Source organism: Sphingomonas endophytica (assembly GCF_001476895.1).
GTDB classification, from domain to species: domain Bacteria; phylum Pseudomonadota; class Alphaproteobacteria; order Sphingomonadales; family Sphingomonadaceae; genus Sphingomonas; species Sphingomonas endophytica_A.
Map to the genome: position 1 here is coordinate 157400 of NZ_LDTB01000008.1, position 25086 is coordinate 182485.

23 protein-coding genes are annotated in these 25086 nt (G+C 69.3%); 11 read left to right on the forward strand and 12 right to left on the reverse strand.

Annotation, left to right across the window (positions count from 1 at the left end):
* The first annotated feature begins 150 nt into the window (after nucleotides 1-150).
* Together NS334_RS03600 and NS334_RS03605 are read left to right on the forward strand one after the other, a co-directional pair.
* The gene (locus tag NS334_RS03600; RefSeq protein ID WP_058754592.1) at nucleotides 151-2193 is read left to right on the forward strand and encodes a S46 family peptidase; all 2043 of its coding nucleotides are present in this window, start codon (nucleotides 151-153) and stop codon (nucleotides 2191-2193) included.
* A 70-nt stretch (nucleotides 2194-2263) separates the two neighbouring features.
* On the forward strand, nucleotides 2264-2698 hold the full coding sequence (locus tag NS334_RS03605; protein WP_058754593.1) for an EF-hand domain-containing protein: 435 nt from the start codon (nucleotides 2264-2266) through the stop codon (nucleotides 2696-2698).
* Nucleotides 2699-2756: 58 nt separating this feature from the next.
* Here NS334_RS03605 and NS334_RS03610 read toward each other — a convergent pair whose 3' ends face one another.
* Together NS334_RS03610 and NS334_RS03615 are read right to left on the reverse strand one after the other, a co-directional pair.
* Nucleotides 2757-2942 carry a hypothetical protein gene (locus tag NS334_RS03610; protein ID WP_058754594.1) on the reverse strand — a complete coding sequence of 62 codons (186 nt, stop codon included), beginning with the start codon at nucleotides 2940-2942 and terminating at the stop codon, nucleotides 2757-2759.
* 3 nt (nucleotides 2943-2945) lie between these two features.
* Entirely contained in the window at nucleotides 2946-4172 is a 1227-nt protein-coding gene (locus tag NS334_RS03615) for an SAM-dependent methyltransferase (RefSeq protein WP_058754595.1), read from the reverse strand.
* 85 nt (nucleotides 4173-4257) lie between these two features.
* On the opposite strand from NS334_RS03615, the gene thrC reads away from it, so the two are divergent.
* A complete protein-coding gene (gene thrC, locus NS334_RS03620) occupies nucleotides 4258-5655 on the forward strand; it encodes a threonine synthase (RefSeq protein ID WP_058754596.1) in 1398 nt (465 codons plus the stop codon).
* Nucleotide 5656: 1 nt separating this feature from the next.
* On the forward strand, nucleotides 5657-6547 hold the full coding sequence (locus tag NS334_RS03625) for a class I SAM-dependent methyltransferase (protein ID WP_058754597.1): 891 nt from the start codon (nucleotides 5657-5659) through the stop codon (nucleotides 6545-6547).
* Nucleotides 6548-6821: 274 nt separating this feature from the next.
* Here the strand turns inward: NS334_RS03625 and NS334_RS03630 are convergent, their stop codons facing one another.
* From NS334_RS03630 to NS334_RS03640, 3 genes are read right to left on the reverse strand one after another with little or no spacing between them, the layout of a single operon-like run.
* On the reverse strand, nucleotides 6822-7457 hold the full coding sequence (locus NS334_RS03630) for a heme exporter protein CcmB (RefSeq protein WP_058754598.1): 636 nt from the start codon (nucleotides 7455-7457) through the stop codon (nucleotides 6822-6824).
* Nucleotides 7454-8032, reverse strand: coding sequence for a heme ABC exporter ATP-binding protein CcmA (ccmA, locus tag NS334_RS03635; RefSeq protein ID WP_058754599.1), 579 nt, complete (start codon nucleotides 8030-8032; stop codon nucleotides 7454-7456). Before ccmA ends, NS334_RS03630 begins: the two co-directional genes overlap by 4 nt.
* On the reverse strand, nucleotides 8029-8451 hold the full coding sequence (locus NS334_RS03640; protein ID WP_058754600.1) for a metallopeptidase family protein: 423 nt from the start codon (nucleotides 8449-8451) through the stop codon (nucleotides 8029-8031). The genes ccmA and NS334_RS03640 overlap by 4 nt, the downstream gene beginning before the upstream one ends.
* Nucleotides 8452-8486: 35 nt before the next feature.
* Here NS334_RS03640 and NS334_RS03645 point away from each other — a divergent pair, with 35 nt between their 5' ends.
* The 3 genes from NS334_RS03645 to NS334_RS03655 all read left to right on the forward strand — a co-directional run bounded on the left by NS334_RS03645 (nucleotide 8487) and on the right by NS334_RS03655 (nucleotide 10177).
* Nucleotides 8487-8789, forward strand: coding sequence for a 4a-hydroxytetrahydrobiopterin dehydratase (locus tag NS334_RS03645; RefSeq protein WP_058754601.1), 303 nt, complete (start codon nucleotides 8487-8489; stop codon nucleotides 8787-8789).
* A gap of 96 nt (nucleotides 8790-8885) precedes the next feature.
* Complete coding sequence (gene gntA, locus NS334_RS03650; protein ID WP_241491795.1) at nucleotides 8886-9587, forward strand: guanitoxin biosynthesis heme-dependent pre-guanitoxin N-hydroxylase GntA; 702 nt, start codon at nucleotides 8886-8888, stop codon at nucleotides 9585-9587.
* On the forward strand, nucleotides 9584-10177 hold the full coding sequence (locus NS334_RS03655) for a DUF1989 domain-containing protein (RefSeq protein WP_058754603.1): 594 nt from the start codon (nucleotides 9584-9586) through the stop codon (nucleotides 10175-10177). Before gntA ends, NS334_RS03655 begins: the two co-directional genes overlap by 4 nt.
* A 72-nt stretch (nucleotides 10178-10249) precedes the next feature.
* On the opposite strand, the gene NS334_RS03660 is transcribed toward NS334_RS03655, so the two are convergent.
* Nucleotides 10250-10432, reverse strand: a complete 183-nt coding sequence (locus NS334_RS03660) for a hypothetical protein (RefSeq protein ID WP_058754604.1) — start codon at nucleotides 10430-10432, stop codon at nucleotides 10250-10252.
* A gap of 116 nt (nucleotides 10433-10548) precedes the next feature.
* Here NS334_RS03660 and fdhD point away from each other — a divergent pair, with 116 nt between their 5' ends.
* The 3 genes from fdhD to NS334_RS03675 all read left to right on the forward strand — a co-directional run bounded on the left by fdhD (nucleotide 10549) and on the right by NS334_RS03675 (nucleotide 16467).
* Nucleotides 10549-11337 (forward strand): formate dehydrogenase accessory sulfurtransferase FdhD, encoded by a 789-nt coding sequence (gene fdhD, locus NS334_RS03665; RefSeq protein WP_058754605.1) that lies wholly within the window; start codon nucleotides 10549-10551, stop codon nucleotides 11335-11337.
* A 7-nt stretch (nucleotides 11338-11344) separates the two neighbouring features.
* Nucleotides 11345-13609, forward strand: a complete 2265-nt coding sequence (locus tag NS334_RS03670) for an FdhF/YdeP family oxidoreductase (protein ID WP_058754606.1) — start codon at nucleotides 11345-11347, stop codon at nucleotides 13607-13609.
* Nucleotides 13610-13698: 89 nt separating this feature from the next.
* Entirely contained in the window at nucleotides 13699-16467 is a 2769-nt protein-coding gene (locus NS334_RS03675) for a TonB-dependent receptor (protein ID WP_058754607.1), read from the forward strand.
* Between the two features lie 152 nt (nucleotides 16468-16619).
* Here the strand turns inward: NS334_RS03675 and NS334_RS03680 are convergent, their stop codons facing one another.
* Together NS334_RS03680 and NS334_RS03685 are read right to left on the reverse strand one after the other, a co-directional pair.
* Nucleotides 16620-18134: an ABC transporter permease/substrate-binding protein gene (locus tag NS334_RS03680; RefSeq protein ID WP_058754608.1), complete on the reverse strand. Its 1515-nt coding sequence runs from the start codon at nucleotides 18132-18134 to the stop codon at nucleotides 16620-16622.
* A complete protein-coding gene (locus NS334_RS03685) occupies nucleotides 18131-18901 on the reverse strand; it encodes an ATP-binding cassette domain-containing protein (RefSeq protein ID WP_058754609.1) in 771 nt (256 codons plus the stop codon). Before NS334_RS03685 ends, NS334_RS03680 begins: the two co-directional genes overlap by 4 nt.
* Nucleotides 18902-18963: 62 nt before the next feature.
* Between NS334_RS03685 and NS334_RS03690 the strand changes: the two genes are divergently transcribed.
* Nucleotides 18964-19749 carry an SDR family oxidoreductase gene (locus NS334_RS03690; RefSeq protein ID WP_058754610.1) on the forward strand — a complete coding sequence of 262 codons (786 nt, stop codon included), beginning with the start codon at nucleotides 18964-18966 and terminating at the stop codon, nucleotides 19747-19749.
* 13 nt (nucleotides 19750-19762) lie between these two features.
* Here the strand turns inward: NS334_RS03690 and purH are convergent, their stop codons facing one another.
* The 4 genes from purH to NS334_RS03710 all read right to left on the reverse strand — a co-directional run bounded on the left by purH (nucleotide 19763) and on the right by NS334_RS03710 (nucleotide 25083).
* Nucleotides 19763-21337 carry a bifunctional phosphoribosylaminoimidazolecarboxamide formyltransferase/IMP cyclohydrolase gene (gene purH / locus NS334_RS03695; RefSeq protein ID WP_058754611.1) on the reverse strand — a complete coding sequence of 525 codons (1575 nt, stop codon included), beginning with the start codon at nucleotides 21335-21337 and terminating at the stop codon, nucleotides 19763-19765.
* Between the two features lie 179 nt (nucleotides 21338-21516).
* Nucleotides 21517-23253: a heparinase II/III family protein gene (locus tag NS334_RS03700; RefSeq protein WP_058754612.1), complete on the reverse strand. Its 1737-nt coding sequence runs from the start codon at nucleotides 23251-23253 to the stop codon at nucleotides 21517-21519.
* Nucleotides 23250-23912 carry a ribulose-phosphate 3-epimerase gene (gene rpe / locus NS334_RS03705; RefSeq protein WP_058754613.1) on the reverse strand — a complete coding sequence of 221 codons (663 nt, stop codon included), beginning with the start codon at nucleotides 23910-23912 and terminating at the stop codon, nucleotides 23250-23252. The genes NS334_RS03700 and rpe overlap by 4 nt, the downstream gene beginning before the upstream one ends.
* Before the next feature lie 28 nt (nucleotides 23913-23940).
* On the reverse strand, nucleotides 23941-25083 hold the full coding sequence (locus NS334_RS03710; protein ID WP_083500229.1) for an RsmB/NOP family class I SAM-dependent RNA methyltransferase: 1143 nt from the start codon (nucleotides 25081-25083) through the stop codon (nucleotides 23941-23943).
* Nucleotides 25084-25086: the final 3 nt, after the last annotated feature.

A 25086-nucleotide genomic window follows, 5' to 3' on the forward strand; every position in this document is an offset into this window, starting at 1 on the left:
GGACTGAGGCTCCTTCTTGCGCGCGCCGCTACGCGCTCATGCGCGCAAGGGCAACAGCTAGCGCCCCGGCCGCACCTCAATGGCCGGCATCTTGCCGACCACGCGACATTAGCGCAAAGTCCGACGTAACAACATTACATAGGGGATGACATGAAGAAGCTGACCGCGCTTTCGTTGGCCACCGTCCTGACCGCCGGTCCGGCGCTGGCCGACGAAGGCATGTGGACGTTCGACGCCTTTCCCGCCGCGCGGATGAAGGCGTCGTACGGCTGGGCACCCGATCAGGCATGGTTGGACACGGTTCGTGCGGCGGCGGTGCGGCTGACCGGCGGTTGTTCGGCCTCGTTCGTCTCGACCGAGGGGCTGATCCTCACCAATCATCATTGCATCGCGCAATGCGCCGCCGACCTGTCGTCGAAGGACAAGGATTATCTCGCCGACGGCTTCGTCGCCGCCGACCGCGCGCGCGAGATGAAATGTCCCGGCCAGCAGGCGGAGGTGGTGACCGCGATCAGCGACGTCACCCCGCGCGTCACCGCTGCGATCAAAGGGCTGGGTGGCGAGGCGCTGACCAAGGCGCGTGACGCGGCGATCGCGGGGATCGAGGCGGCGGGCTGTACCGACAAGGCGACGACACGCTGTCAGGTCGTCACATTGTTCGGCGGCGGTCAGTACAAGCTGTACACGTACCGAAAATATTCCGACGTGCGGCTGGTCTGGGCGCCCGAATTCGCCGCGGCCTTCTTCGGCGGCGATCCCGACAATTTCAACTTCCCGCGCTACAATCTCGATGCCTCGTTCCTGCGCGCCTACGAAAACGGCAAGCCGGTCGCGACGCCGCGACACCTGACGTGGAATCCGCGCGGGCCGGTCGCGGGCGAGGCGACGTTCGTGGTCGGCAATCCGGGGCGGACGCAGCGGCTGCTGACGCTCGACCAGCAGGAATTTCAGCGCGAGGTGCTGCTCCCGCTGCAGACGACGTTGCTGTCGGAATTCCGTGGCCGCCTGATCGCGGCGGGGATGGACGATGCCGAGCGGAAGCGCGAGGCGGCGGACACGCTGTTCGGGATCGAGAACAGCTACAAGGTCTATTGGGGTCAGGCGCGCGCGCTGGACGACAATGCCTTTGCCAAGCGGCTGGCGGATAACGAAGCGCTGCTGAAGGCCAAGGCCGGCAGGAAGTTCGGCGATCCCTGGGCCGATATCGCCAAGGCCGACGTCGACTACCGTAACATCGCGCTCGATTACTACTTCCTCGAACAGCGCGCGGGCATGTTCTCCGGTCTGTACGGCTATGCGCGCGCGCTGGTCCGCGCCGCCGCCGAGCGCGAGAAACCCAATGCCGCGCGGCTTCCGGGCTATACCGACTCGCAGCTTCCGTTGCTGGAGAAGCAGTTGACCGACGCCACGCCGACCTATCCGTGGCTGGAGAAGATGGCGCTGTCGTTCTGGCTGTCAAAGACGCGCGAGTATCTGACCGCCGACGCGCCGCAGGTGAAGGCGCTGCTGGGGCGCGATTCTCCCGAGGCGCTGGCGAAACGGCTGGTCGACGGCACGAAGCTGGCCGATCCGAAGGTGCGCGAGCGGCTGTTCGCGGGCGGAATGGCGGCGATCCGCGCGTCGGATGACCCACTGATCCGCTTCGTCCTGAAGAATGATGCCGCCGCACGCGCCGTCCGGCAGCAATATGCGCAGAAGGTCGACGCGCCGGTCACCGCCGCGCAGGCGAAGCTGGCGCAGGCGCGCTTCGCGGCATTCGGTGCGGCGAACTATCCGGACGCGACTTTCACGCTGCGCATCAGCTACGGCAAGGTCATGGGCTGGAACGAGCGCGGTCGGCCGGTGCCCTTTGAGACGACGGTCGCGGGCCTGTACGAGCGTGCGACGGGGCAGGAGCCGTTCGTGATCGCCAAGGGCTATGCCGCGGCGAAATCGCAGCTGGACCTGAGCGTGCCGTTCGATTTCGTCACCACCAACGACATTATCGGCGGTAACTCGGGATCACCGGTGATCGCGAAGGACGGGTCGGTGATCGGCGCGGCGTTCGACGGCAACATCCACTCGCTCGGCGGGAATTTCGGGTACGATCCCTCGCTCAACCGCACGGTCGTGGTGTCGACGGCGGCGGTGCAACAGGCGTTGGAGAAGGTGTATCCGGCGCCGGCTTTGGTGCGTGAACTGGCGGCGCGCTGATCCGGCGTCTCGCGTCGGGTGGGAGATGTCGTTCAGCGCGGGTAAAAGCGGCCGGCGGCAGGGAAGGGGCATGAAGAAGCACCTGACCCTCGCCGCCGCGCTGATCGCCTTCCTGTCGTTGCCGGCACTCACCGTCACCGCGCTCGGGCAGGAAACCCGCGCCAGCGCCACGGCGAAGCTGGACGCCGAGTTCAAGGCATCGGACGTGAACAGTGACGGCTTTCTGTCGCCCGCCGAGGTCGAGGCGCGAATGGGCAAGATGAAGGCGGGGCCGGGCAAGACGCTCGACCCCACGCATGCCAAGCGGATCGCGGCGCTGTTCATCGCGCGCGCCGACACCAACAAGGACGGAAAGGTCAGCAAGGCGGAATCGGATGCGCTGATGGGGCGCATCTTCAGCGCTTATGACGTCAACAAGGACGGGAAGGTCGACGGTGCGGAGGCTGCGCGGGCGCGCGCGGCGGCCAGCGGCGCGGTACAGGGAAAGGCGGCGCCGAAGCGCTGAGACGGCCGGGGCGGCGGCACAGTTTGCCCCGCATCCGACTCCGAGACGGCGCTCCCGGCTACCCGGCGCGCCGGTAACGCGCCCGTATCGTCAAGAGCACGGCGAAGAACGGCGCCAGCCCGACCAGCGAGGCGCCGGCGAAGCCGAGTCGCCCGCCCAGCCATCCGACGGCGGCATATTGGCACGCCTTGCCCACCGCCACCGCAACGACGACGAACACCATCCCGGACAGAACGCGCCGCATCGCCTATCCTCGCAGTCGCCGCTCCTCCTCGACCATATAGTCGCGGGTTAGCGGCAGGGTCAGGCGATCGCGGCTGAACTGGATCTGGTAATTGACCAGCGGACCGTTGGTGAACGACACGATCGCGCCGGCCAGATAATAGGTCCACATCCGGAAGAATCGCTCGTCATAGAGCGCGACGATCTCGTCATGCGCCGCCACGGTGCGATCGTACCAGTCGCGCAGCGTCATCGCATAGTGCATCCGCAGCACCTCGATGTCGGTGACGAACCAGCGGATGAACTCGTTGGCGGCCAGGATCTCCGACAGCGCGGGGATATAGCCGCCGGGAAAGATATACTTGTCGGTGAACTTGTCGGTGAAGTTCGGCCCGTCGCCGCGTCCGATCGTGTGCAGCAGCATCACGCCCTCAGGCGTCAGGAGGTCGCGGCACTTGTTCAGATAGGTGCGGAAGTTGCGCACGCCGACATGTTCGAACATGCCGACCGACACGATCCGGTCGAACGGCCCTTCCAGCGCGCGATAGTCGATCAGCTCGAACCGCACCTTGTCGGCGACCCCGGCCTCCTGCGCGCGGCGGCGCGCGACCTTCAACTGTTCCTCGGACAGGGTGATGCCCAGCACCTCGGCGCCGGTCTTCGCATGGATATACAGCGCCATCCCGCCCCAGCCGCAGCCGATGTCCAGCACGCGCATCCCCGGCTGGATCGCCAGCTTGGCGACGATATGCGCCTTCTTGTCGGCCTGCGCCTGTTCCAGCGGGTTCGCGGGATCGGTGTAGTAGGCGCAGCTATATTGCTTGTCGGCGTCGAGGAAGAGATCGTACAGCCGGTCCGACAGATCATAATGGTGCGCGACGTTCCGCTTAGATTGCAGCGCCTTGTTCGCGGTCAGGAAGCGGTGGCGGATCTGCCCGCCCAGCCGCCGGAGCGGGCTGGCGGCCAGCTTGTTGCTGCCGTTTTCCCAGCGGCTGTTGCTGGTCGCCAGCATCAGCAGGTCGAGGATGTCGCCCTCCTCGAGGATCAGCCGGCCGTCCATGAACGCCTCGGCCACGCCCAGCGCCGGGTCGGCGGCGATCTCGCGATAGACCTTGGTATCGGTGATGCGGAACGACACCGGTTTCAGCGCCGGATCGTGCTGACCGAAGGTGGCGACCGATCCATCCGGCTTGGTGAGGGTCAGGCGTCCGCGCTGGACCGCCCGGCGGAGGAAAACATCGATCAATGCCATGCCGCACCTGCTAAACCCTGTCTTGGGTGATGTGCAACCGTGCGGGCATTGCGCTGCGTTGGGAGCGCGCCTAGTCAGCGAGCCCATGCGATATGTCAGTACCCGCGGGAACGCGCCCGCGCTCGACTTCGCGGGCGTCACGCTCGCCGGCCTCGCCTCGGACGGCGGGCTGTACGTGCCCGAGCTCTGGCCGACGCTGTCGCCGGACGAGATCGGTGCGCTGCGCGGGTTGTCGTACGTCGACACCGCGGTGGCGGTGATGGCGCCGTTCGTCGAGGGGACGCTGACACGCGAGGAACTGCGCGGGCTGTGCGACGCCGCCTATGGCGCATTCAGCCATGATGCGGTGACGCCGCTGGTGCAGCTCGACCACGACCAATGGCTGCTGGAGCTGTTCCACGGTCCGACGCTGGCATTCAAGGACGTCGCACTGCAATTGCTGGGGCAGTTGTTCGAGCGGTTCCTGAAGGGATCGGACCAGCATCTGACGATCGTCGGCGCGACCAGCGGCGACACCGGATCGGCGGCGATCGACGCGGTGGCAGGTCGCGAGGGCGTCGATATCTTCATGCTTCACCCCGAAGGTCGGGTGAGCGACGTCCAGCGCCGCCAGATGACCACGGTCGGTGCGCCGAACGTCCATAACATCGCGATCCGTGGCGATTTCGATACCGCGCAGGCGCTGGTGAAGGCGATGTTCAACGACGCCTCCTTTGCCGGACGCTTCCGGCTGTCGGCGGTCAATTCGATCAACTGGGCGCGTCTGATGGCGCAGGTCGTCTATTACTTCTACGCTGCGGTCCGGCTGGGCGCGCCCGCGAAACCGGTGGCGTTCAGCGTGCCGACCGGCAATTTCGGCGATGTCTTCGCGGGTTATGTCGCGGCAAAGATGGGGCTGCCGGTCGCGAAGCTGGTGGTGGCGACCAACGTCAACGACATCCTGGCGCGCGCGCTGGCGAACGGCGACTATTCCAGCCGCGCGGTGGTGCCGACGCCGACGCCATCGATGGACATCCAGGTATCGAGCAATTTCGAGCGGTTGATGTTCGATCTCGGCGGGCGTGACGGCGCGGCGCTGGCCGGGCAGATGCGCAGCTTCGAGGATGCGCGCGCGATCCGGCTGACCAATGCGCAGACGCAAGGAGCGGCCGGACTGTTCGTCGGTGAGCGCGTCGACACCGACGAGATGGCGCTGGCGATGCGCCACGCGCATGAGCGCAGCGGGCAGGTCATCGACCCGCATACCGCGATCGCACTCGCTGCCGCACATCGCCATGCCGAGGAAGGCGTGCCGATGGTGACGCTGGCGACCGCGCACCCGGCGAAGTTCGGCGACGCGGTGGAGCGCGCGACCGGCGTCCGCCCGTCCTTGCCCCCGCGCGTCGGCGACCTGTTCGACCGCGAGGAACGCTTCGTCACGCTCGACGCCACCTATGAGGCGGTGAGCGATTACGTGGCGCAACATGCGGTGCCGCGCGGCTGACATGCAGCTGTCGACGCTGATCGGGGAGCCGTGGGCGGATTACGGGCTGGTCGATTCGGGCCACGGCCGCAAGCTCGAACGTTATGGCCGCTTCCGCTTCATCCGCCCCGAACCGCAGGCGCTTTGGGCCCCCGCCAAGCCCGACTGGCGCGCGCAGGGCGAGTTCGTCCCCGGCAGCGACGAGGATGGCGGCGGGCAGTGGAAGTTCGCCGAGCCGGTCCCGCGCGACGGCTGGCCGCTGGCGTGGAGTGAGGGCGAAGCGCGAGTGAAGTTCACCGCGCAGACGACGCCGTTCCGCCACCTCGGCTTCTTCCCCGACATGGCGCCGGTGTGGTCGTGGATGCGCGGGCGGCTGGCGGGCTGCGCGCAACCGGAATGCCTGAACCTGTTCGGCTATACCGGGGTCGGCACGCTGGCGTTGTCGGCGATCGGCGCGAAGATGGTGCACGTCGACGCGTCGAAGAAGTCGGTCGAGGCGGCGCGCGGTAATGCGGCGCTGTCGGGTCTGAGCGATGCGCCGGTGCGCTGGATGATCGACGACGCGGCGAAGTTCGTCGCGCGCGAGGTGCGGCGTGGGCGGCGCTATGACGGCATCCTGCTGGACCCGCCCAAATACGGGCGTGGCCCGGATGGCGAGGTGTGGCGGCTGGAGGAGCATCTCCCCGCGCTAATCGCGGACTGCCGGCGGTTGCTGGATGCCGAATCACGTTACCTGTTCCTGACCGTCTATGCGGTGCGGATGTCGGCGCTCGCGATCGGCGAGATGCTGCGACAGGTGTTCGCGGATCTGCCGGGGACGGTCGAAGCAGGGGAGCTGGCGGTGCGCGAGGAAGCGCGCGGACTGGCGCTGCCGACCGCGATCTGGGCGCGCTGGTCGCGCTGGTCGCGCTAGGTTTCACGCGGAGGCGCGGAGGAAGAAGGTGGGTCTTCCAGTCTGCCGTCGTCCGCTTGCGGCATCTGGATGACCTGCCGTCAACCGACGAACCCTCGTCATTGCGAGCGTAGCGAAGCAATCCAGGGCGTCCTGGTCCGGCGCTGGATTGCTTCGCTACGCTCGCAATGACGGACTGCGACACGCGCCAGACAGAGCGACGCAACCTCCCACGCGACGCCGCGATCGGAAGATACTCTCTTCTTCTCCGCGTCTCCGCACCTCCGCGTGAACCCTATTCCGCCCCTACCCGGATCGCCGCCCCGGCGATGATCGGCGCGCCGACCACCAGCACCAGGCTGACCGCCGCCAGCAGCTTCAACCCGCTCGCCCCACCCTCGATCGCCCCCGCGCCGAAGATCAGCAGCGGCACGGCGAGCGGCAGCATCACGAGTCCGGCGACCGCGCCCGCCCCGCGGAGCCCTGCGACCAGCGCCCCCGTAGCCACCGCCAGCGCGGCAAGGCCGGGCGTGCCGAGCAGCAACCCGACCTCGACCATCAGCAACCGCTGCGCCGACAGGTCGAGCAGCCCCGCCGCGACCACCGCCGCCACCATCAGCGGCGGTGCAAACGCGCACCAATGCGCGGCGATCTTCACCGCTGCGACCATGGCGGGCGAGATGCCGCGCACGGCGAGTTGGTCGAGTACCCCGGTGGCCATGTCGGGCTGCACCAGCCGCTCGACCGGGAGCAGCGCCGCGAGCAGGGCGGCGGCCCAGATCACCCCGCCGCCGACGCGCGCCAGCAACGTCGCGTCCGGCCCGATCGCGAATGGGAACAGCACCGCCACCAGCAGGAAAAACGCCACGACCAACGTCGCACCGCCGCCCGCGTAACCACGCCGCACATCGCGCCAGAACAACACGATCATAGCGACACCACCGCGGCATCCGGCACCGCCAGCTGCTGATGCGTGGTCACTACCACCCCGCCGCCGCCGCCGCGATGCCCCTCGATCAATCCCTCCAGCCGCGCGACCGAGGAGGCATCCAAACCGCTGGCGGGTTCGTCGAGCAGCCACAGCCCCGCCCCGCTCGCCACCACTCGCGCCAGCGCGGCACGGCGGCGCTGCCCGGTCGACAGCAGGCGCACCGGCACGTCGCCGAGGTCATCGAGGTCGACCGCCGCCAGTGCCGCCGACACCCGCACGTCCGCGTACGCACGGCCATCGAGCGCCGCCCAGAAGCGCAGGGCCTCGCCCAGCCGCCGCTCGCCATCCAGCGCCGCCGCCTCGCCCAGCCACGCAACCGTACCGTCGCGTGTCACCGCGCCGGCAAAGGGCGGCAGCAGCCCCGCCAGCACGCGCAACAGGCTCGACTTGCCCGCACCGTTCGGTCCCGTGACCAGCAGCGCACCCCCGCGCGGAACGTCGAGATCGAGGTGCTCGACCAGCACGCGCCCGCCGCGCGCGATGGTCAGCCCCCGCGCGGTCAGGACGCTGCTCAATCCGCCACCGCGTCTTCCAGCGCCTGCATGTCGTCGTCGGACAGGCCGAAATGGTGTCCGATCTCATGCACCGTGACATGCGCGACCAGATCGTCGAGCCGCACGCCGGTCTCGCACCATTCCGCCAGGATCGCCTGCCGGTACAAATGGATGCGGTCGGGCATCGCACCGCTGTCGAAGGCGCTTTTCTCACCGACCGGGCGGCCATGATAGAGGCCGGTCAGGTCCAGCGGATGGTCCAGCCCGACCGCCGCCAGCGTCTCCGCATCCGCCTCTTCCTCGACCAGCAGTATGACGTCGCCCAGATGCGCGCGGAACGCCGCCGGCAATCGCGCGATCACGCCGCGCGCATGCGCCTCGATCGCCACCGCGGAAGGTGCTTCGCCCATTGGCTCTTGCCGGTCCATGCCGTCCGCCATACCCGTGCGCGGACCGCAGCGGAAGGGACAGGGACATGACGCAGACGATCGAACCGCTGAGCGAGGCCGAACGCGCCGACGCGCTCGATGCGCTGCCCGACTGGGATTATGACGAGGGGCGCGATGCGATCACGCGGTCGATCGTGTTCACCGATTTCGCCGAGGCGTTCGGGTTCATGACGCAGGTCGCGTTGCTGGCCGAGCGCGCCGATCATCATCCGGAGTGGAGCAACGTCTGGAACCGCGTCGAAATCCTGCTGACCACGCACGACGCCGGCGGACTGTCCGGGCGCGACATCGAACTGGCGACCGCGATCGACGCGATTCTGGGCGGGTGAGCGACACCGGCCGTTGATCGGCATCAACATGATTTGTCGGAACATGTCGACTGAGTCGCCCGTATGCGATCACCTATGCCGGCACCCGACACACCAATGTTCCGCTGGACGCATCATGCGCAGGCGGAACTGGAATCCCTCCTCCATGCGCATATCGCCGACCGCGCCTTTCCGTGCGTCGGCGCGAAGGCGGCGCTGGCGCGCGGCACGATGAACGTCCTGGCGTGCACGTCGATCGACAGCGCGTGGGACGATCTGCGCATCCATGACGGACTGGTGCGCTTCGCGGAGGCGTATCGCGCCGACCCTGCGCTGTTCCGCAGCTTCGCGGTGGTGTTCGACGGGCCGGACGATCTCGACGAACCCGCGTTCGAAGCTGCATTGTGGCAGCGGATCCAGTCGCTGTCCGACAAGGATGTCTGGCGGGGCCAATCCTATGACACGCGCGTCAGCCACGATCCGGCCGATTCGCATTTCTCGCTGAGCTTCGGAGGCGAGGCGTTCTTCGTCGTCGGGCTACACCCCTACGCCTCGCGTCCCGCACGCCGTTTTGCGCGCCCGACGATGGTGTTCAACCTGCACGACCAGTTCGAGACGTTGCGCGCCGACGGCCGGTACGAAACGATGCGCGAAGCGATCATGGTGCGCGACGAGGCGATCGCGGGATCGCGCAATCCGATGCTGGCGCGCCATGGCGAGGCCAGTGAGGCGCGGCAATATAGCGGGCGCGTGGTGGATGAGGCGTGGCGCTGCCCGTTCCACTATGCCGGCAAGACCGAGGGCGACCAGCACGCATGACCGGCACGACGCACGAAATCGCCCCGCGCAGCGGCGCGGGGTTCACGCTGAACGCCGGACAGACGCTGACCGTCATCGATCCCAAGGGCGTGCAGGTCGCGGACCTGCTCGCCTACAATGCCGCCGACGTGGGCGAGGTGCTGTCCTCGGGGCGGACGCTGGATTATGCGGAGACGATCCGCCTGACGACCGGGCACAAACTCTATTCCAACCGTTCCAACGTGATGCTGGAGATCGTCGAGGACACGGTCGGGCGGCACGACTTCCTGCTGACGCCGTGTTCCTATGCGACCTTCGACCATTTCTATCCCGATCTGCCACGGCATCGCGGCTGTTTCGGCAATCTGGCCGAGGCGCTGGCGCCGTGGGGCGTGACGGAGGACATGATCCCGGTCGCGTTCAATTGCTTCATGAACGTGCCGGTCGATGGCGCGACGGGGCGGCTGGAGGTATTGCCGCCGGTCAGCCGGGCGGGCGACCGGATCGTGCTGCGCGCGGCGATGGATCTGGTGATCGGGCTGACGGCGTGTTCGGCCCCCGCGTCGAACGGCGGGAGTTTCAAGCCGATCCATTACCGCGTCGAGGGGTGATCCGCCCCCTTCCGTCATTGCGGGCTTTGCGAAGCAATCCGGTGCCGGACCAGAACGCCCTGGATTGTTTCGCTACGCTCGCAATGACGGAGCGGTGATATCCAACCGCCGCTCCGTCTCCGCCACGCGGCGCTCGTAGCGCTCGGCGAAGTCGAGATGCAGGCGCCGGATCGCGCCGTTGGGGGCGACGCGGGCATGTTCCTGCTCCTGCGCGACGCGGTGGCGGAAATAGTCGGTGTCATTGCCGTAGGCCATGACCGTTGCTCCTGGTCGGGAGGGATTGCGGTACGCTGCCAACACACGCGAAGGTGCGCCTTCAGCGGCGGCGAGGCTTTCACCTCGATCAACCGGGCCGCCGAAAAGGACGCGAAATGCGTGACATGGATCAGATGGAGGCAGGCTTTCGCCGCGTGACGCCCGCTGGCGAGGCCGTTCCGCAATCGCGCGCGGTCGTCGTCGAGGCCCCGGTCGCGGTCGAGGTCAACGGCATCGGCTATGCGGTGATGATGGCGACCCCGGAGTCGCTGGAGGATTTCGCGACCGGCTTTGCGCTGGCCGAGCGGATCGTCGCCGAGGCGGGCGAGATCGAGGCGCTCGACCTGCACGGGACCGACAAGGGCACGATCGTGCGGCTGGCGGTGTCGCCCGAACGCGCGGCGGCAGTGATGGCGCGGGTGCGGCGGCGGACCAGCGACAGTTCGTGCGGGCTGTGCGGGATGGACAATCTCGACACGGTGCATCGTGCCCTGCCCCCGGTTCCGGCAAGCGACATCGCCCCGCCCGCCATCTTCGCCGCGCTGGCGGCGATGCGCGATCACCAGCCGCTCAATCGCGCGACCGGCGCGGCGCATGCGGCGATGGTGTGCGATGCGGACGGGCGGGTTCGGCTGGCGCGCGAGGATGTCGGGCGGCACAACGCCTTCGACAAGTTGATCGGCGCGATGGCACGGCAGGGGCTCGACTGGGATGGCGGATTCGCCTTGCTGTCGTCGCGCTGTTCCTATGAGCTGGTCGAGAAGGCGGCGCTGGCGGGGTGCCCGATGCTGGTGACGGTATCGGCCGCGACCAGCCTCGCGCTCGAACGGGCGGCATCGGCGGGTTTGACATTGGTGTCGCTCGCGCGCGACGACGCGGTGCTTTTTTCGCAACCCACGCGTTGAGGGACGCATGACCGAACAGCACGCCGATCGCCCCGATTTCACTCCCTATGACGGCCCGGCAGGCGGCTGGGGGTCGATGCGCTCGCTTGCCGACATCATTCCGCGCGAAAAGAACATCGCCGAGACGAGCGCCGAACTGCTGCGCCAGAACAAGCCCGATGGCTTTGCCTGCGTCAGCTGCGCCTGGGCCAAGCCGCATCCGCCCGGCCCGGTCGAATTCTGCGAGAACGGCGCGAAGGCGACCGCGTGGGAGATCACCAGCCAGCGCGTGACCCCCGACTTCTTCCGTCGCCACACGCTGACCGACTTGCGCGGGTGGAGCGACTACCGGCTGGAGGAAGCCGGACGGCTGACGCACCCGATGAAATACGATCCGGCCACCGACAAATATGTCGTCGCGCCGTGGGAGGAGGCGTTCAAGGCGATCGCCGCGCGCCTGAAACCGCTGAACCCGAAGTCCGTCGTGTTCTACGCCTCGGGCCGCGCCAGCCTGGAAACGTCGTACATGTGGCAGTTGCTGGCGCGGCTGTACGGCAACCAGAATCTGCCCGACAGCTCGAACATGTGCCACGAATCGACGTCGGTGGGGCTGAAGACCTCGATCGGCGTGCCGGTCGGCACCACCCGGCTGGAGGATTTCGACACCACCGAATGCATCCTGCACTTCGGGCAGAATGTCGCGACGAACAGCCCGCGCATGCTCCATCAATTGCGCTCGGTCGCGAAGCGCAACGTGCCGATCATCGTCTTCAACCCGTTGCGGGAGCGCGGGCTGGAGCGCTTCACCGATCCGCAGAACCCACTGGAAATGGCGACCGGCAAGGAAACCCCGATCGCCACCCAATATCATCAGGTGAAGGCGGGCGGCGACATCGCGGCGATGACGGGCATCGCCAAATGGCTGCTCGACCATGATGCGATCGACCATGATTTCATCGCGACCCATACGCACGACTTCGCCCCCTTCGCCGACAAGGTCCGCGCGACCGGCTGGGACGAGATCGAGCGCGAATCGGGGCTGACGCGCGGCGCGATCGAACAGGCCGCCGCCGCCTACGGCCGCGCGAAGACCGCGATGGCGATCTACGGCATGGGGCTGACGCAGCATGTGAAGGGTGTCGACAACGTCCGGATGCTGGTCAACCTGATGTTGCTGAAGGGCAATATCGGCAAGCCGGGCGCGGGGCTGTGCCCGGTGCGCGGGCATAGCAACGTGCAGGGGCAGCGCACGGTCGGCATCACCGAAAAGACCGAACTGGCACCCGTCGAGAAGCTCAAGGAACGCTACGGCTTCTCGCCCCCAACCGAAAAGGGGCTGGACACGGTCGAGGCGTGTCGCGGGATCATCGACGGGACGGTAAAGGCGTTCCTGTCGCTGGGCGGCAATTTCGCGCGTGCGGTGCCCGAAACCGAGTTGGTCGAGGACGGCTGGGCGCGGATGGACCTGTCGGTGCAGATCGCGACCAAGCTGAACCGCAGCCACCTGATCCCGGCGGCGGGCGAGACGTGGCTGCTCCCGTGCCTGGGCCGGATCGAGCGCGACCTGCAGGCGACGGGGCCGCAGCGCGTGACGGTCGAGGATTCGACCAGCGTCATCCACCCGTCGCTGGGCAAGGTCGAGCCCGCCAGCCCGCATCTGCTGTCCGAACCCGCGATCGTCGCCGGGATCGCCAAGGCGCTGCTGCCCGCCAATCCCGCGATCGACTGGGATGCGTGGGTCGGTGACTATGCCCTCGTCCGCGACGAAATCGCCGCCGTATTCCCGAACTTCTTCGCACGCTTCAACGAGCGGCTGAAAGAGGAACCGGGCGGCTTCTGGAAAGGCAACGAGGCCGCCGGGCGCGAATGGGACACGAAGAGCGGCAAGGCCGAGTTCCTGGTACCCGAGGTGATGAACGCCACCGGCTTCGCGCCTGCCGAGGGTCGGTTCCGGCTGCTGACCTTGCGATCCAACGACCAGTTCAACACCACCGTCTATGGCTATTCCGATCGCTTTCGCGGGATCAACGGCACGCGGCAGGTGGTGCTGATGAACCGCGCCGATATCGCGCGTGCCGGGCTGACCGCCGGGCAGACGGTGACGCTGGCGACCGATGCCGAGGACAATCACGACCGGCGGGTCGGCGACCTGATCGTCGTCGAATACGACCTGCCCGACGGCTGCGTCGCGGCTTATTACCCGGAGTGCAATCCGCTCATCCCGCTCGCCCATCACGCCGAGGAGAGCCACGTCCCCGCCGCCAAGTCGGTGCCGGTCCGGGTCATCGCCTGACGGTACGCGCGCCGCGCGCGATAATTCTGCGACAATTGCGCCATAGCGCGTCCCTGCCGCTCCATGTGCGGGGCGGCAGGGAGTGAACGATGCGTGTCCTTTGCCTCTTGCTGGCCTCCACCGCCGCGCTGCCGGTCCAGGCGCAGCAGACAGCGCCGACCCCTGCCGCTCCCGCCGCCAGCCAGGCCACGCCAAGGGCAGCCGAGCCGGAAGAGGAAGAGGGCGAGGATATCGTCGTCACCGGCACCCGCACCCAGCGCGGCGCGGTGATCGGCGACGTCACGCCCGAGGAGCAATTGTCGCCCGCCGACATCCGCAGCTACGGCGTCAGCTCGGTCACCGAATTGCTCAATGAACTGTCGCCGCAGACCCGCTCGGGGCGCGGCGGCGGCGGGGCGCCGGTGGTGCTGCTCAACGGGCGGCGCATCTCCGGCTTCCAGGAGATCCGCGACCTTCCGACCGAGGCGATCCAGCGCGTCGACATTCTGCCGGAGGAGGTTGCGCTCAAATATGGCTATCGCGCCGACCAGCGTGTCGTGAACTTCGTGCTGCGCCGCCGTTTCCGCGCGGTCACCGCCGAAGCGGAGGATCGCTTCGCCACCGAAGGCGGGCGCAACACGCCGGGGGGCGAGTTGGACCTGCTGCGCATCCGCAACGACAAGCGCGTCAACCTGCACCTCGAATACAGCCAGCCGGGTGCGCTGACCGAGGCGGAGCGCGACATCATCCAGGCCCCTAACGCGGCGGCGGTCGGCGGCAACGTATCGACCCTGAACCGTGGCGCGATCGATCCGCTGTTCGGCAATGCCACCACGCTGGGCGTGCCGGCGTCGGCGGCGACGGGAGCGCCGGCGCTCGGCGACTTCTCGACGACGCGCAACGTTACCGATCAGGGCGCGTACCGCACATTGCTGCCGGCGCAGCGCACGTTCAGCGCCAACGGCACCTATGCGACGACGATCTTCGGCAACGTATCCGCCTCGATCAACGCGACCGTCGACCACAACCGCACGCGCGCGTTGCGCGGACTGGCGGAGGTCGATCTCGATCTCCCGGTCGGCAGCCCCTATTCGCCGTTCGGCGTGCCGGTGCGGCTGTCCCGCGCGGTCGACGGCATCGGCGCGCTGACGCAGCAGGTGGAGACGACCGACCTGCATCTCGGTGCCACGCTTAACGGCGATCGCGGGCGCTGGCGCTGGTCGCTGACCGGGAACGTCGATCGCGATTCGAGCAATACCGTGACGCAGGCGGGACTGGACGCCGGCGCGTTGCAGGCGAGCATCGATGCGCTCGATCCGTTGACCAACCCCTACGCGCCGCTGTCGCTGGGGCGGCTCCCCGACGATACCGGGCGATCGGTCCAGACGCAGGCGGGGCTGGACGCGCTGGCCAGCGGCCCGCTGTTCGCGTTGCCGGCCGGCGACGCCAGTACCAGCATCCGTATCGGCGCATCGACCAGCGACTTCTCCAGCCAGTCGTTCCGGCGCGGCGTGGCGAGCGCGGCCGATATCGGCCGCGACATCGCCAATGCGCAAGTCAACCTGGACCTGCCGATCGCCAATAGCGCGCAGGGCGTGCTGAGCGCGCTGGGCAAGCTGTCGGTCAACGGCAATCTCGCGATCGATCGCCTGTCGGACTTCGGCACGCTCTGGACGCTGGGCTATGGTGCCAACTGGACGCCGGTGACGGGCGTGCGGCTGCTCGTATCCGTCACCGATCAGGACGAGGCGCCGTCCGCGCAGCAGCTCGGCAACCCGAGCGTCACGACCCCGGGCGTGCGCGTGTTCGACTATGTGCGCGGCACGACGGCGACCGTCACCACCGTCACCGGCGGCAACCCCAACCTGATCGCCGACAACCGCCACGCGCTGAAGGTCGGGCTGGACCTGCGGCCGTGGACCGGGCGCGACATCAATTTCCGCGCCGACTATACGCGGCAGAGCACCGACGACCCGATCGCCGCTTTCCCCAGCGCGACCGCCGCGATCGAGGCGGCGTTCCCCGATCGCTTCCAGCGCGACGGCGCGGGTAATCTGCTGCGCATCGATTCGCGCCCGATCAACTTCGCGCGCAGCGAGACGTCGCAATTCCGGTATGGCGTGAACCTGTCCTTCCGGCTGAAGTCGGATCTGCAAAAGCGTATCGAGGCGTTCCGCGCCGGCACCGGGCCGAACCCGTTCGAGGGATTACGCCCGCCCGGCGGCGAGCGTCGCCCGGACCGTCCGCCGCAGGACCGCACCCGTCCGGATGGCAGCGCGCAGAACGGTGGGCGCCCCGACGCGCCCGCGGGCGGGGCCGGGCCCGGCGGCCCCCCGGGCGGCGGCGGCGGCGGCGGGGGCTGGCGCGGACGCGGCGGCGGCGCGCAGGCTGGCGGCCGGTTGCAGTTCGCGCTCTATCACACCTGGCATCTGACCGAGCGGGTGACGGTGGCGAATGGCGGCCCGGTGCTCGACCTCCTTCGTGGCGACGCGATCGGCGCGGCGGGCGGGCAGCCGCGCCACGAGCTGGAAGGGCAGGCGGGTTACGTCAACAACGGACTCGGCGCGCGGCTGTCGGTCAATTACCAGACCGGGACGCGGGTCAACGGCGGTACCGCTGCTGCCCCCGAGACGCTCGATTTCGGCGGCTTGGCCACCGCCAACCTGCGCCTGTTCGCCGATCTGGGCGGGCGGATCGATTGGGTGCGCGCGCACCCGTGGATGCGGGGTACGCGGATCAGCGTGCAGTTCGACAATCTCCTCAACACCCGCCGCGATGTCCGCGACCAGAACGGCGATGTGCCGATCGGCTTCCAGCCGGGCTATCTCGACCCGGTCGGACGGACGATCCGCGTGTCGGTGCGCAAATTGTTCTTCTGACCCGTCGATGACGCAAAGTGCCGTCGCCCCTGCGCGGGCGAGGAGCTATGTCGGTCGAATGGCTTGGAGCATCTGACATTGTCGCCGAAGGGCTTGTGTCAGATGCTCCGACAGGGTGCGGGCATGCGCCCATGCCGGCGCGGGGGCGACGATCAGAGACCGATCCGCCGCGCCAGCCATCGAGCCGCCGCTTCCGGTGACTGCTTGTCGCCGTCGCGATCGACGCGATAGTTCGCTTCCCGCATCGCTTCCACCGGGATACGCCCGATCAGCGGGCGCAGCGCCGCCGCGAACTTCGCGTCGTCACGATGCGCGGGCGACAGCAGCAGGATCGCGTCATAGCCCGGGATCGCCCGCCTGGGATCGGCGAGGATCGTCAAGCGCTCCGCGGCGATCCGTCCGTCGGAGGAAAAGGCGCTGATCACGTCGGCGCGTCCGCTTGCCAGCGCGCGATACATGAAGGTCGGGCTGTACGGCGTCGCCGCGGCGAAACGCAGCGGGTAGGCGCGCTGGATCGCGGCCCATTCGGGCCGATCGAGAAACTCCAGGTCCGCGCCGAAGCGCAGGTTCGGCGCGGCGGGGACCAGATCCTGAAGGGTGGCGATCCCACGCGCCCGCGCGTCCGCGCCGCGCATCGCGAAGGCATAGGCATTTTCGAACCCGAGCGTCCCCAGCAGCGTGACACCGTGCGTCCGGCGTGCCCAGTCGGCGATCGCGCGCACCTGCACCGCGCGTGGCGGGGTGTCGGTGCGGTGCAACTCCGCACCCCAGATCGTGCCGGCATAGTCGACATAGACATCGATCTCGCCCCCCGCGACGGCCCCGAACGCGACCGCCGATCCCAGTCCGTCGCGATAGCTGACGCGATAGCCGGCGCGCTCAAGCTGCGCACCGATCAATCGCGCGAGAATATATTGTTCGGAGAAGTTCTTCGCGCCGATCACGATCGTCCGGTCGCGCCCGCTCGCCCACAGCGGCGCGCTCGCCGCCAGCGTCGCCGCCGCCAGCAATCCCAACGCCGTGCCCACTCGCCGCCAGCGCCGCTGCCCCGCCGCACGCTCCGCCCAGCCCAGCAGCGCATCGACCGCCAGCGCCAGTGTCGCCGCGCCGCCGCAGCCCGCGATCACCAGCGTCCATGCCTGCGTCTGCAATCCGGCGAAGATCAGGTCGCCGAGGCTCGGTTGCCCGACGGTCGTCGACAGGGTCGCCGCTCCGATCGTCCACACCGCCGCCGTCCGAACTCCCGCCATCGCGATCGGCAACACCAGCGGCAGTTCGACGAGCCGCAGTGTCTGGGCGCGCGTCATCCCAATGCCGGCCGCCGCCTCCCGCACCGCCGGGTCCAGCCCGCGCAAGCCGGTCACGAGATTGCGGACGATCGGTAGCAGCGCGTAGAGGGTCAGCGCCAGCAGCGCCGGCAGGAAGCCCAGCGCGGGTACGCCATGCCCGATCCACAACAACACCGGGTAGAAGAGCGCGAGCAGCGCGAGGCTGGGGATCGTCTGGACCAGGCTGGCAGCGCCGAGCACCACGGCCGCCAGTCGCGGCGCCCGCGCGGCGCGAATCGCGACCGGCGCGCCCACGAGCAACGCCAACGCCAATGCCGCCATCGCCAGCAGCAGGTGCTGCGCGGCGAGCGCCGGGACGCGAGCAAGCGCGTCGCTCATCCGGCCAGCGCCGCCAGCCGTCGCGCCTGATCGCGCGGCACCGCGACCAGCGCCTGCGCCACGTCGCCGCCCTCGCCGGCCAGCAACGCGGCGGGCGTCGCGTCGGAGACCACGCGTCCCGCCGCCATCACCAGCACGCGCGTCGCCAGCAGCAGCGCCTCGGCCATGTCGTGGGTCACCATGATCGTCGTCAGCCGCAGCTCGTCATGCAGCCGCCGCACCGCGCCGGCCAGCGACTCGCGCGTGACGGGATCGAGCGCGCCGAACGGCTCGTCCATCAACAGCAATCCCGGGCGCGTCACCAGCGCGCGCGCCACCCCGACGCGCTGCCGCTGTCCGCCGGACAGTTCGGCGGGCATCCGGGTGGCGAGAACGTGCGGCAGTTCGACCAGGTCGAGCATCGCCAGTGCCCGCGTGTGGTCGGGCGCGCCCGCCAGCTTCAGCGGCAGCGCGACATTCTCCGCGACGGTCAGGTGCGGGAACAGTCCGACATCCTGGAACACATAGCCGATCGACCGCCGCAGCGCCGGGGCGGGGCCGGCAGCGACATCCTTGTCGTCCAGCATCACGCGACCGGCATCGGGTATCACCAGCCGGTTGATCGTTTTCAGCAGCGTCGACTTGCCCGATCCCGACGTCCCGACCAGCGCGACGAAGCTGCCGGCGGCGATCGTCAGCGAGACGTCGTCGACCGCCGGGGGCGCATCGCCGTACCGCTTGCCGACCTGCTCGAACCCGACCGCCGGACCTGTCGAAAGTGCTGGCATCGCCGCCCGTGATGCGGGAAGCGTGGCGCGGTAACAAGCGATAAGAACAAGGGGGGCGGGCGATGAAGGCGATGCTGGTCACGGGTGGCGGCTCGGGAATCGGGCGCGCGGTGGCGCAATTGTTCAGCGCGCGGGGCTGGCGCGTCGGACTGGCCGACATCGACGCGCGCGCGCTGACCGAAACCGCCGCCTTGCTGCCTGCGGATCGCACCAGCACGCATGTCATGGACGTGCGTGGCGCCTCCGAATGGGAGGAGGTGCTGGCGGAGTTCGCGCGGATCAGCGACGGGCGGCTCGACCTGCTGTTCAACAACGCCGGGATCGCGGCGGGGGGTGCCTTCGCCGACATCGGGCTGGAGGCGATCGACCGGGTGATCGACGTCAACTTTCGCGGCATGGCGTACGGCGCGCGGATGGCGTTTCCGTATCTGAAGGCCACGCCGGGATCGTGCCTGCTCAACACCGCCTCCGCCTCGGCGATCTACGGCTCGTCGGGGCTGGCGATCTATTCGGCGACCAAGTTCGCGGTGCGCGGGCTGACCGAGGCGCTGGACGGCGAATGGGCGCAGCACGGCGTCCGGGTCAGGTCGCTGATGCCCAGTTTCATCGACACCAACCTGCTGTCGGTTGCGGTCGCCGGCACCAACCGCACCGCGCGCGACACGGTGGTCGCGGCCGGCATGGAGTTCACGCCGGTCGAGGTCGTGGCGCAAAAGGCGTGGGAGGCGGTTCACGGCGACCGGCTCCACACGCCGGTGGGCAGGACCGCCCGGCGGATGGCGTTCGCCGCGCGCTGGCTGCCCGGCCGGATGCGCACGATGATGCGCGCGGCCGGGCGGCGCGGGTAAAGCCGCGCCCGCCTTAGTGGCGGAAGTGGCGCATCCCGGTGAAGACCATCGCCAGCCCGGCCGCATCGGCCGCCGCGATCACCTCGTCGTCGCGGATCGAACCGCCGGGCTGGATCACCGCCGTCGCGCCCGCCTCGACCGCCGCCAGCAGCCCATCGGCGAAGGGGAAGAAGGCGTCGGATGCCACCGCCGAGCCGATCGTGCGCGGCTCGCCCCACCCCGCCTTGTCGGCGGCGTCCTTGGCCTTCCACGCCGCGATGCGCGCGGATTCCAGCCGGTTCATCTGCCCCGCGCCGACACCTGCCGTGCTGCCACCCTTGGCATAGACAATCGCGTTCGACTTGACGTGCTTGGCGATGGTCCAGGCGAACAGGCAGTCCGCCAGTTCCTGTTCGGTCGGCTGGCGCTTCGTCACCACCTTCAGGTCGGCGGGCAGGACACGCCCGGCATCGCGCGACTGGACCAGCCAGCCGCCCGCGATCGACTTGGCGAACAGCCCGTCGCGCGCCGGATCGGGCAGCGCGCCGGTCAGCAGCAGCCGCAGGTTCTTCTTCGCGGCGAACAGCGCCAGCGCCTCCGCGTCGGCGTCGGGGGCGACGACGACTTCGGTGAAGATGCCGGTGATCGCCTTCGCCGTGACGCCATCGAGCGGGCGGTTGACCGCGATGATCCCGCCGAACGCGCTGACCGTGTCGCACGCGAATGCCGCCTCATACGCTTCGGCCAGCGTCGCGGCGGTCGCGACGCCGCACGGATTGGCGTGCTTGACGATCACGCAGGTCGGATCGGCGTCGCGGAACTCGGCGATCAGTTCCAGTGCGGCGTCGGCGTCGTTATAATTGTTGTAGCTCAGCGCCTTGCCCTGCACCTGTCGCGCTTGCCCGATGCCGGGGGTGGCGTCGCCGGTCGCGGCATAGAAGGCCGCGTGCTGGTGCGGGTTCTCGCCATAGCGCAGTTCCTCGCCCGCGCGGCGCAGCGTGATCGGCAGCGTGGCGGGGAAGCGTTCGCCCTGATCGACCTGCCCGAACCAGCGCGCGATCGCGCCGTCATAGGCGGCGGTGGTGGCGAACGCCTTGGCCGCCAACCGCTTGCGATCGTTGAGTGTTGTCGTCCCTTCGGCGACCAGCGCATAGTCGGCGGGGTCGGTGACGATCGCGACATAGGCATGATTTTTCGCGGCCGAACGGACCATGCTCGGTCCGCCGATATCGATATTTTCGACCACCTCGTCGCGATCCGCGCCCTTCGCGACGGTCGCCTCGAACGGATAGAGGTTCACGACCACCAGATCGATCGCGCCGATCTGATGCTCCGCCATCGACGCGGCGTGGGCGGCATCGTCGCGCACCGCCAGCAACCCGCCATGGACCTTCGGGTGCAGCGTCTTGACGCGCCCGTCCATCATCTCCGGGAAGCCGGTCAGCTCGCTGATGTCGCGCACCGTCAGCCCGGCGTCGCGCAGCGCCTTGGCGGTGCCGCCGGTCGAGACGAGTTCGACGCCCTTGCCCGACAGGGCGGTGGCGAGATCGACGATCCCGGTCTTGTCGGAGACGGAAAGGAGCGCGCGGCGGACGGGGATGCTGGTCATGCGCGCGCGCTTACGCGGGGCAGGGGCGGGGCTCAAGTGCGAAGCGATCCCTCTCCGTCACCCCGGACTTGTTCCGGGGTCCACCGTGCCGCACACTGGGCGGCCGGTTCGTGCATGGCGCGGTGGATGCCGGAACAAGTCCGGCATGACGGGGTGATGTCGGGGAAGCGGCCGAAAAGCTATCGCGCGCGCTTCATGACCCAGTTGACGTTGATGCCGCCGGGCGGGGCGAGGCCGTTGATGACGATCTGCTGCGTCGGGAACATCCGGCCCCAGCCGTCGACCCACACGCTCTCCTCGATCGTCAGCCGTTCGCCACGGCTGCGGAAGTGCCAGAAATTGCCCGATGCCGTCCGCAGCATCGCCGCCTGATTGTCGGCGGTCGCCACCGCCTCGACGCCCGCGCCGAGGTGGAAGCGCAGCACGAACGGCGTCATCGCGTCCGGGCGGCGGCTGCGCGCGCCGGGCACGGCCAGCAGCGCATCCTCGCCGCGCAGCTCGCGTCCGTCGCTCAGCAGCAGCAGGGTGCGCTGGTGCTGGTATCCGTGGCGGCGGGCATAGCCATCGTGGCGCGCCTCGATCCGGCTGCCCAGTTCGGACTCCTGCCGGGTCAGCTCCACCTCGCGCACCCCGCGCCCCAGCGTCCCGTCGGGCAGGATCGCCGTGGAGTTGGTGTCCGCGACCACCAGTGTCGAATGCGCCGCGCTGCTGCGCAGCCCGGTCATCATCGCCGGGGACAGGCGCGCGCCGGTCACGCCCGCGCCGCCGCAATTGACGATCAGCCGCTCCGTGCCGTCGCTGAACTCGAATGCCAGCGTCGAGGCGCAGCCACCTTCCGCGACACGCGCCATCGGCGGCGGGGCGGCATCGACCACCAGCACCGCCGCGCCGTTCGCCAGTCGTTGATAGCCCCAGTCGCGCGGCTGGCGCAGCGGACGGCCGTGCGCACCGCTGGCCAGCAGCACGTCGTTGACCGCCTGCGCGTCGATCGGCAGCCCGCCCTGCCAGCTGGACAGCCCGCCATCGCCCATCGTCGTGCCGAGCAGCGCGGGCGTGGCGCGCGACAGCGCCTCCGTCACCGCCTCGGGCAGCGGAAGACCGCGCGCCTCACAGGCGGCGCGCAGCATCCCGATCGTCGCCAGCAGGTCGAGCAGCGCGGCGGGCGAGCGGCTGACCACCCCGCCATCCGCCGACAGCCCGCTCGCCAGCGCGCGTGCCAGTCCGGCCTCGCCGATCGCGACGCGCGCATCCGTGCCGGGGATCAGCAGCCCGGCGATCGTCACCCCGGCCCAGGCCGCGACCCGCTCCGCACCCGGCGACGCCTTGTCGGCGGTGCGGTCGAGATGCCGCGCGGCGCGCGCGATGCCGTTCAGCACGCGCGATCGGAACACCAGGTCGGTCGACGACAGCAGCAGCGGCGAATGGAACGCCCACATCGCCAGCCGCCGCGCGACCGTGGCCGGCCGCCACGCCGGATCGGACACGCGCTCGCCATGCGCGGCCAGCCAGCGCGCGGTCAGCGCCTCCGCCAGCGGCTGGGTGCGGGTGCGATCGCCGACCGCCGCCAGATCGCGCAGCCAGGCGAAGCCGTGAAGATACTCCGCGAACGCCGGCCCCACCGCCGGGGCGGCGAGGTCGAGCGTTTCCAGCGCATGATGCTCGCCGCCCGCGAACATCCAGCCTTCCAGCAGCGCCTCGCCCAGATCCTCCTCGCCGGGCAGCGGATCGGCCGGCACCGCGACCAGCTTGACCGGATGCTGCCCGTCCAGCCGCCGGTCGTGGATCGGCGTCCGCCACGTCAGCCGTTCCAGCCACGCGCCCATGCGGTCGGACAGCGACTCGCCCGCGCCGTTGCCGACGGTGATGATCCGCGTATCGTTCTCGATGCCCCCCCGATCGTTGCGATCGTCGGTCATCCGCCGCGCAGGCCCCGGATGTTCTCGGCATAGCGTTCCGGCCCGCCCCGGAAGGTGGCGGTGCCCGCGACCAGCGCGTCGGCCCCGGCGTCGATCGCCAGCCGCGCGGTTTCCATGTCGACGCCGCCGTCGACCTCCAGGTCGATATCGCGGCCCGATTGCTCGATCAGGCGGCGGATCGCGGCGATCTTCTTCAGCTGGCTGGTGATGAAATGCTGTCCGCCGAAACCGGGATTGACGCTCATCACCAGCACCAGATCGACCATGTCGATCAGGTAATCGAGCATCTTGGCCGGGGTGCCGGGGTTCAGCACCACGCCCGCGCGCTTGCCCAGCGACGTGATGTGTTGGAGCGTGCGGTGGATGTGCGGCCCCGCCTCCGGGTGGACGGTGATCGTGTCCGCGCCCGCCTCCGCGAAGGCGTCGAGATAGGCGTCGACCGGCGAGATCATCAGATGCACGTCGAACGGCTTGGCGGTGTGCGGGCGCAACGCCTTCACCACCGCCGGGCCGATCGTGATGTTGGGGACGAAATGCCCGTCCATCACGTCGATATGGATCCAGTCGGCCCCGGCGGCATCGATCGCGCGCACCTCCTCCCCCAGTCTGGCGAAGTCGGCGGACAGGATGGACGGTGCGATGCGGACGGGCTTGGTCATGATCCCGCCCCGTTAGCGGACGCGGGCGTCAGGCGGAAGCGCGTTGGACCCGCGCGACGAAGAACCCGTCGCATCCGCCGACCGTTTCGAGCGTCTCGGGCAGCGTCCGCACCCAGCCGTCCGGGGTCGGCGCGACTCCGGCGGGCAGTTCGTCGGCGCGCGCGGCGCGAGTCGCGAAATCGGGGTGGGCGTCCAGGAAGCGGGCGATCTGCGCCTCGCCTTCCTCCGGCTCCAGCGAGCAGGTGGCATACACCAATGTCCCGCCCGGCTTCACCCATGTCGCGGCGCGGTCGAGGATGCGCGCCTGCAACGCCGCCATGTCCGCGATGACATGGGCGTGTGCGCGGTAGAGCACGTCCGGATGGCGGCGGAAGATGCCGGTCGCGCTGCACGGCGCATCGACCAGTACCGCGTCGGCCGGCGCGTCGGGTGCCCATTCCCGCACGTCGGCGATGCGGATATCGAACGGCAGCTTGGTCCGCTCGCGATTCTCGCGAAGTCGCGCGGCGCGACTTTCGGAAATGTCGATCGCGGTCACGTCCCAGCCGGCGGCGGCGAGTTGCAACGTCTTGCCGCCCGGAGCGGCGCACAGGTCCAGCGCGCTACCGGTGCCGCGCCCGATCAGGCGCGCGGGGATCGAGGCGGCGAGATCCTGCACCCACCAGTCGCCCTCGGCGAAGCCGGGCAGGGCGGCGATGTCGCTTCCCGCCGGCACGCGCTGGTGCCCGCTTGCCAGCGACGGCGCGTCGAGTGTCGCCTTGGCGGGGTCGGCGAAGCTGAGGTCGATCGGCGGCGGCGCGGCGAACGCGCGCGCGGCGGCCTCGACCACCGCATCGCCCCAATGGGCGCGCCAGCGGTCGGCGACGGTCGCGGGGAGCGTCGGCACCTCGGGCAGCGTCGCTTGCTGCCGCATCAGCGTGCCGAAGACGCCATGGACCAGCTTGCGCGGCCCGCCGTCGACCAGCGGCAGCACGGTCGAGATCGCGGCGTGCGGCGGCGTGCCGAGCGCCAGCGCCTGCACCAGCGCGATGCGCAATGCCGAACGCGCCTTCGCATCGTCGGGCAGGCGCTGCCTCGTCGCCGAGTCGATCAGCGCGTCGAGGTCAGGCAGTCGCCGCAGCGTTTCGGCGGCGATGGCGTGCGGGCCGGATCGTGGCCTCGCGCACGCCATCGC

Excerpts from the sequence above, each read along its gene's own strand:
- NS334_RS03600 (WP_058754592.1), top strand. The coding sequence starts at position 151 with ATGAAGAAGCTGACCGCGCTTTCGTTGGCCACCGTCCTGACCGCCGGT.
- NS334_RS03605 (WP_058754593.1), top strand. The coding sequence starts at position 2,264 with ATGAAGAAGCACCTGACCCTCGCCGCCGCGCTGATCGCCTTCCTGTCG.
- NS334_RS03610 (WP_058754594.1), bottom strand. The coding sequence starts at position 2,942 with ATGCGGCGCGTTCTGTCCGGGATGGTGTTCGTCGTCGTTGCGGTGGCG.
- NS334_RS03615 (WP_058754595.1), bottom strand. The coding sequence starts at position 4,172 with ATGGCATTGATCGATGTTTTCCTCCGCCGGGCGGTCCAGCGCGGACGC.
- thrC (WP_058754596.1), top strand. The coding sequence starts at position 4,258 with ATGCGATATGTCAGTACCCGCGGGAACGCGCCCGCGCTCGACTTCGCG.
- NS334_RS03625 (WP_058754597.1), top strand. The coding sequence starts at position 5,657 with ATGCAGCTGTCGACGCTGATCGGGGAGCCGTGGGCGGATTACGGGCTG.
- NS334_RS03630 (WP_058754598.1), bottom strand. The coding sequence starts at position 7,457 with ATGATCGTGTTGTTCTGGCGCGATGTGCGGCGTGGTTACGCGGGCGGC.
- NS334_RS03640 (WP_058754600.1), bottom strand. The coding sequence starts at position 8,451 with ATGGCGGACGGCATGGACCGGCAAGAGCCAATGGGCGAAGCACCTTCC.
- NS334_RS03645 (WP_058754601.1), top strand. The coding sequence starts at position 8,487 with ATGACGCAGACGATCGAACCGCTGAGCGAGGCCGAACGCGCCGACGCG.
- gntA (WP_241491795.1), top strand. The coding sequence starts at position 8,886 with ATGTTCCGCTGGACGCATCATGCGCAGGCGGAACTGGAATCCCTCCTC.
- NS334_RS03655 (WP_058754603.1), top strand. The coding sequence starts at position 9,584 with ATGACCGGCACGACGCACGAAATCGCCCCGCGCAGCGGCGCGGGGTTC.
- NS334_RS03660 (WP_058754604.1), bottom strand. The coding sequence starts at position 10,432 with ATGGCCTACGGCAATGACACCGACTATTTCCGCCACCGCGTCGCGCAG.
- fdhD (WP_058754605.1), top strand. The coding sequence starts at position 10,549 with ATGCGTGACATGGATCAGATGGAGGCAGGCTTTCGCCGCGTGACGCCC.
- NS334_RS03670 (WP_058754606.1), top strand. The coding sequence starts at position 11,345 with ATGACCGAACAGCACGCCGATCGCCCCGATTTCACTCCCTATGACGGC.
- NS334_RS03675 (WP_058754607.1), top strand. The coding sequence starts at position 13,699 with ATGCGTGTCCTTTGCCTCTTGCTGGCCTCCACCGCCGCGCTGCCGGTC.
- NS334_RS03680 (WP_058754608.1), bottom strand. The coding sequence starts at position 18,134 with ATGAGCGACGCGCTTGCTCGCGTCCCGGCGCTCGCCGCGCAGCACCTG.
- NS334_RS03685 (WP_058754609.1), bottom strand. The coding sequence starts at position 18,901 with ATGCCAGCACTTTCGACAGGTCCGGCGGTCGGGTTCGAGCAGGTCGGC.
- NS334_RS03690 (WP_058754610.1), top strand. The coding sequence starts at position 18,964 with ATGAAGGCGATGCTGGTCACGGGTGGCGGCTCGGGAATCGGGCGCGCG.
- purH (WP_058754611.1), bottom strand. The coding sequence starts at position 21,337 with ATGACCAGCATCCCCGTCCGCCGCGCGCTCCTTTCCGTCTCCGACAAG.
- NS334_RS03700 (WP_058754612.1), bottom strand. The coding sequence starts at position 23,253 with ATGACCGACGATCGCAACGATCGGGGGGGCATCGAGAACGATACGCGG.
- rpe (WP_058754613.1), bottom strand. The coding sequence starts at position 23,912 with ATGACCAAGCCCGTCCGCATCGCACCGTCCATCCTGTCCGCCGACTTC.
- NS334_RS03710 (WP_083500229.1), bottom strand. The coding sequence starts at position 25,083 with ATGGCGTGCGCGAGGCCACGATCCGGCCCGCACGCCATCGCCGCCGAA.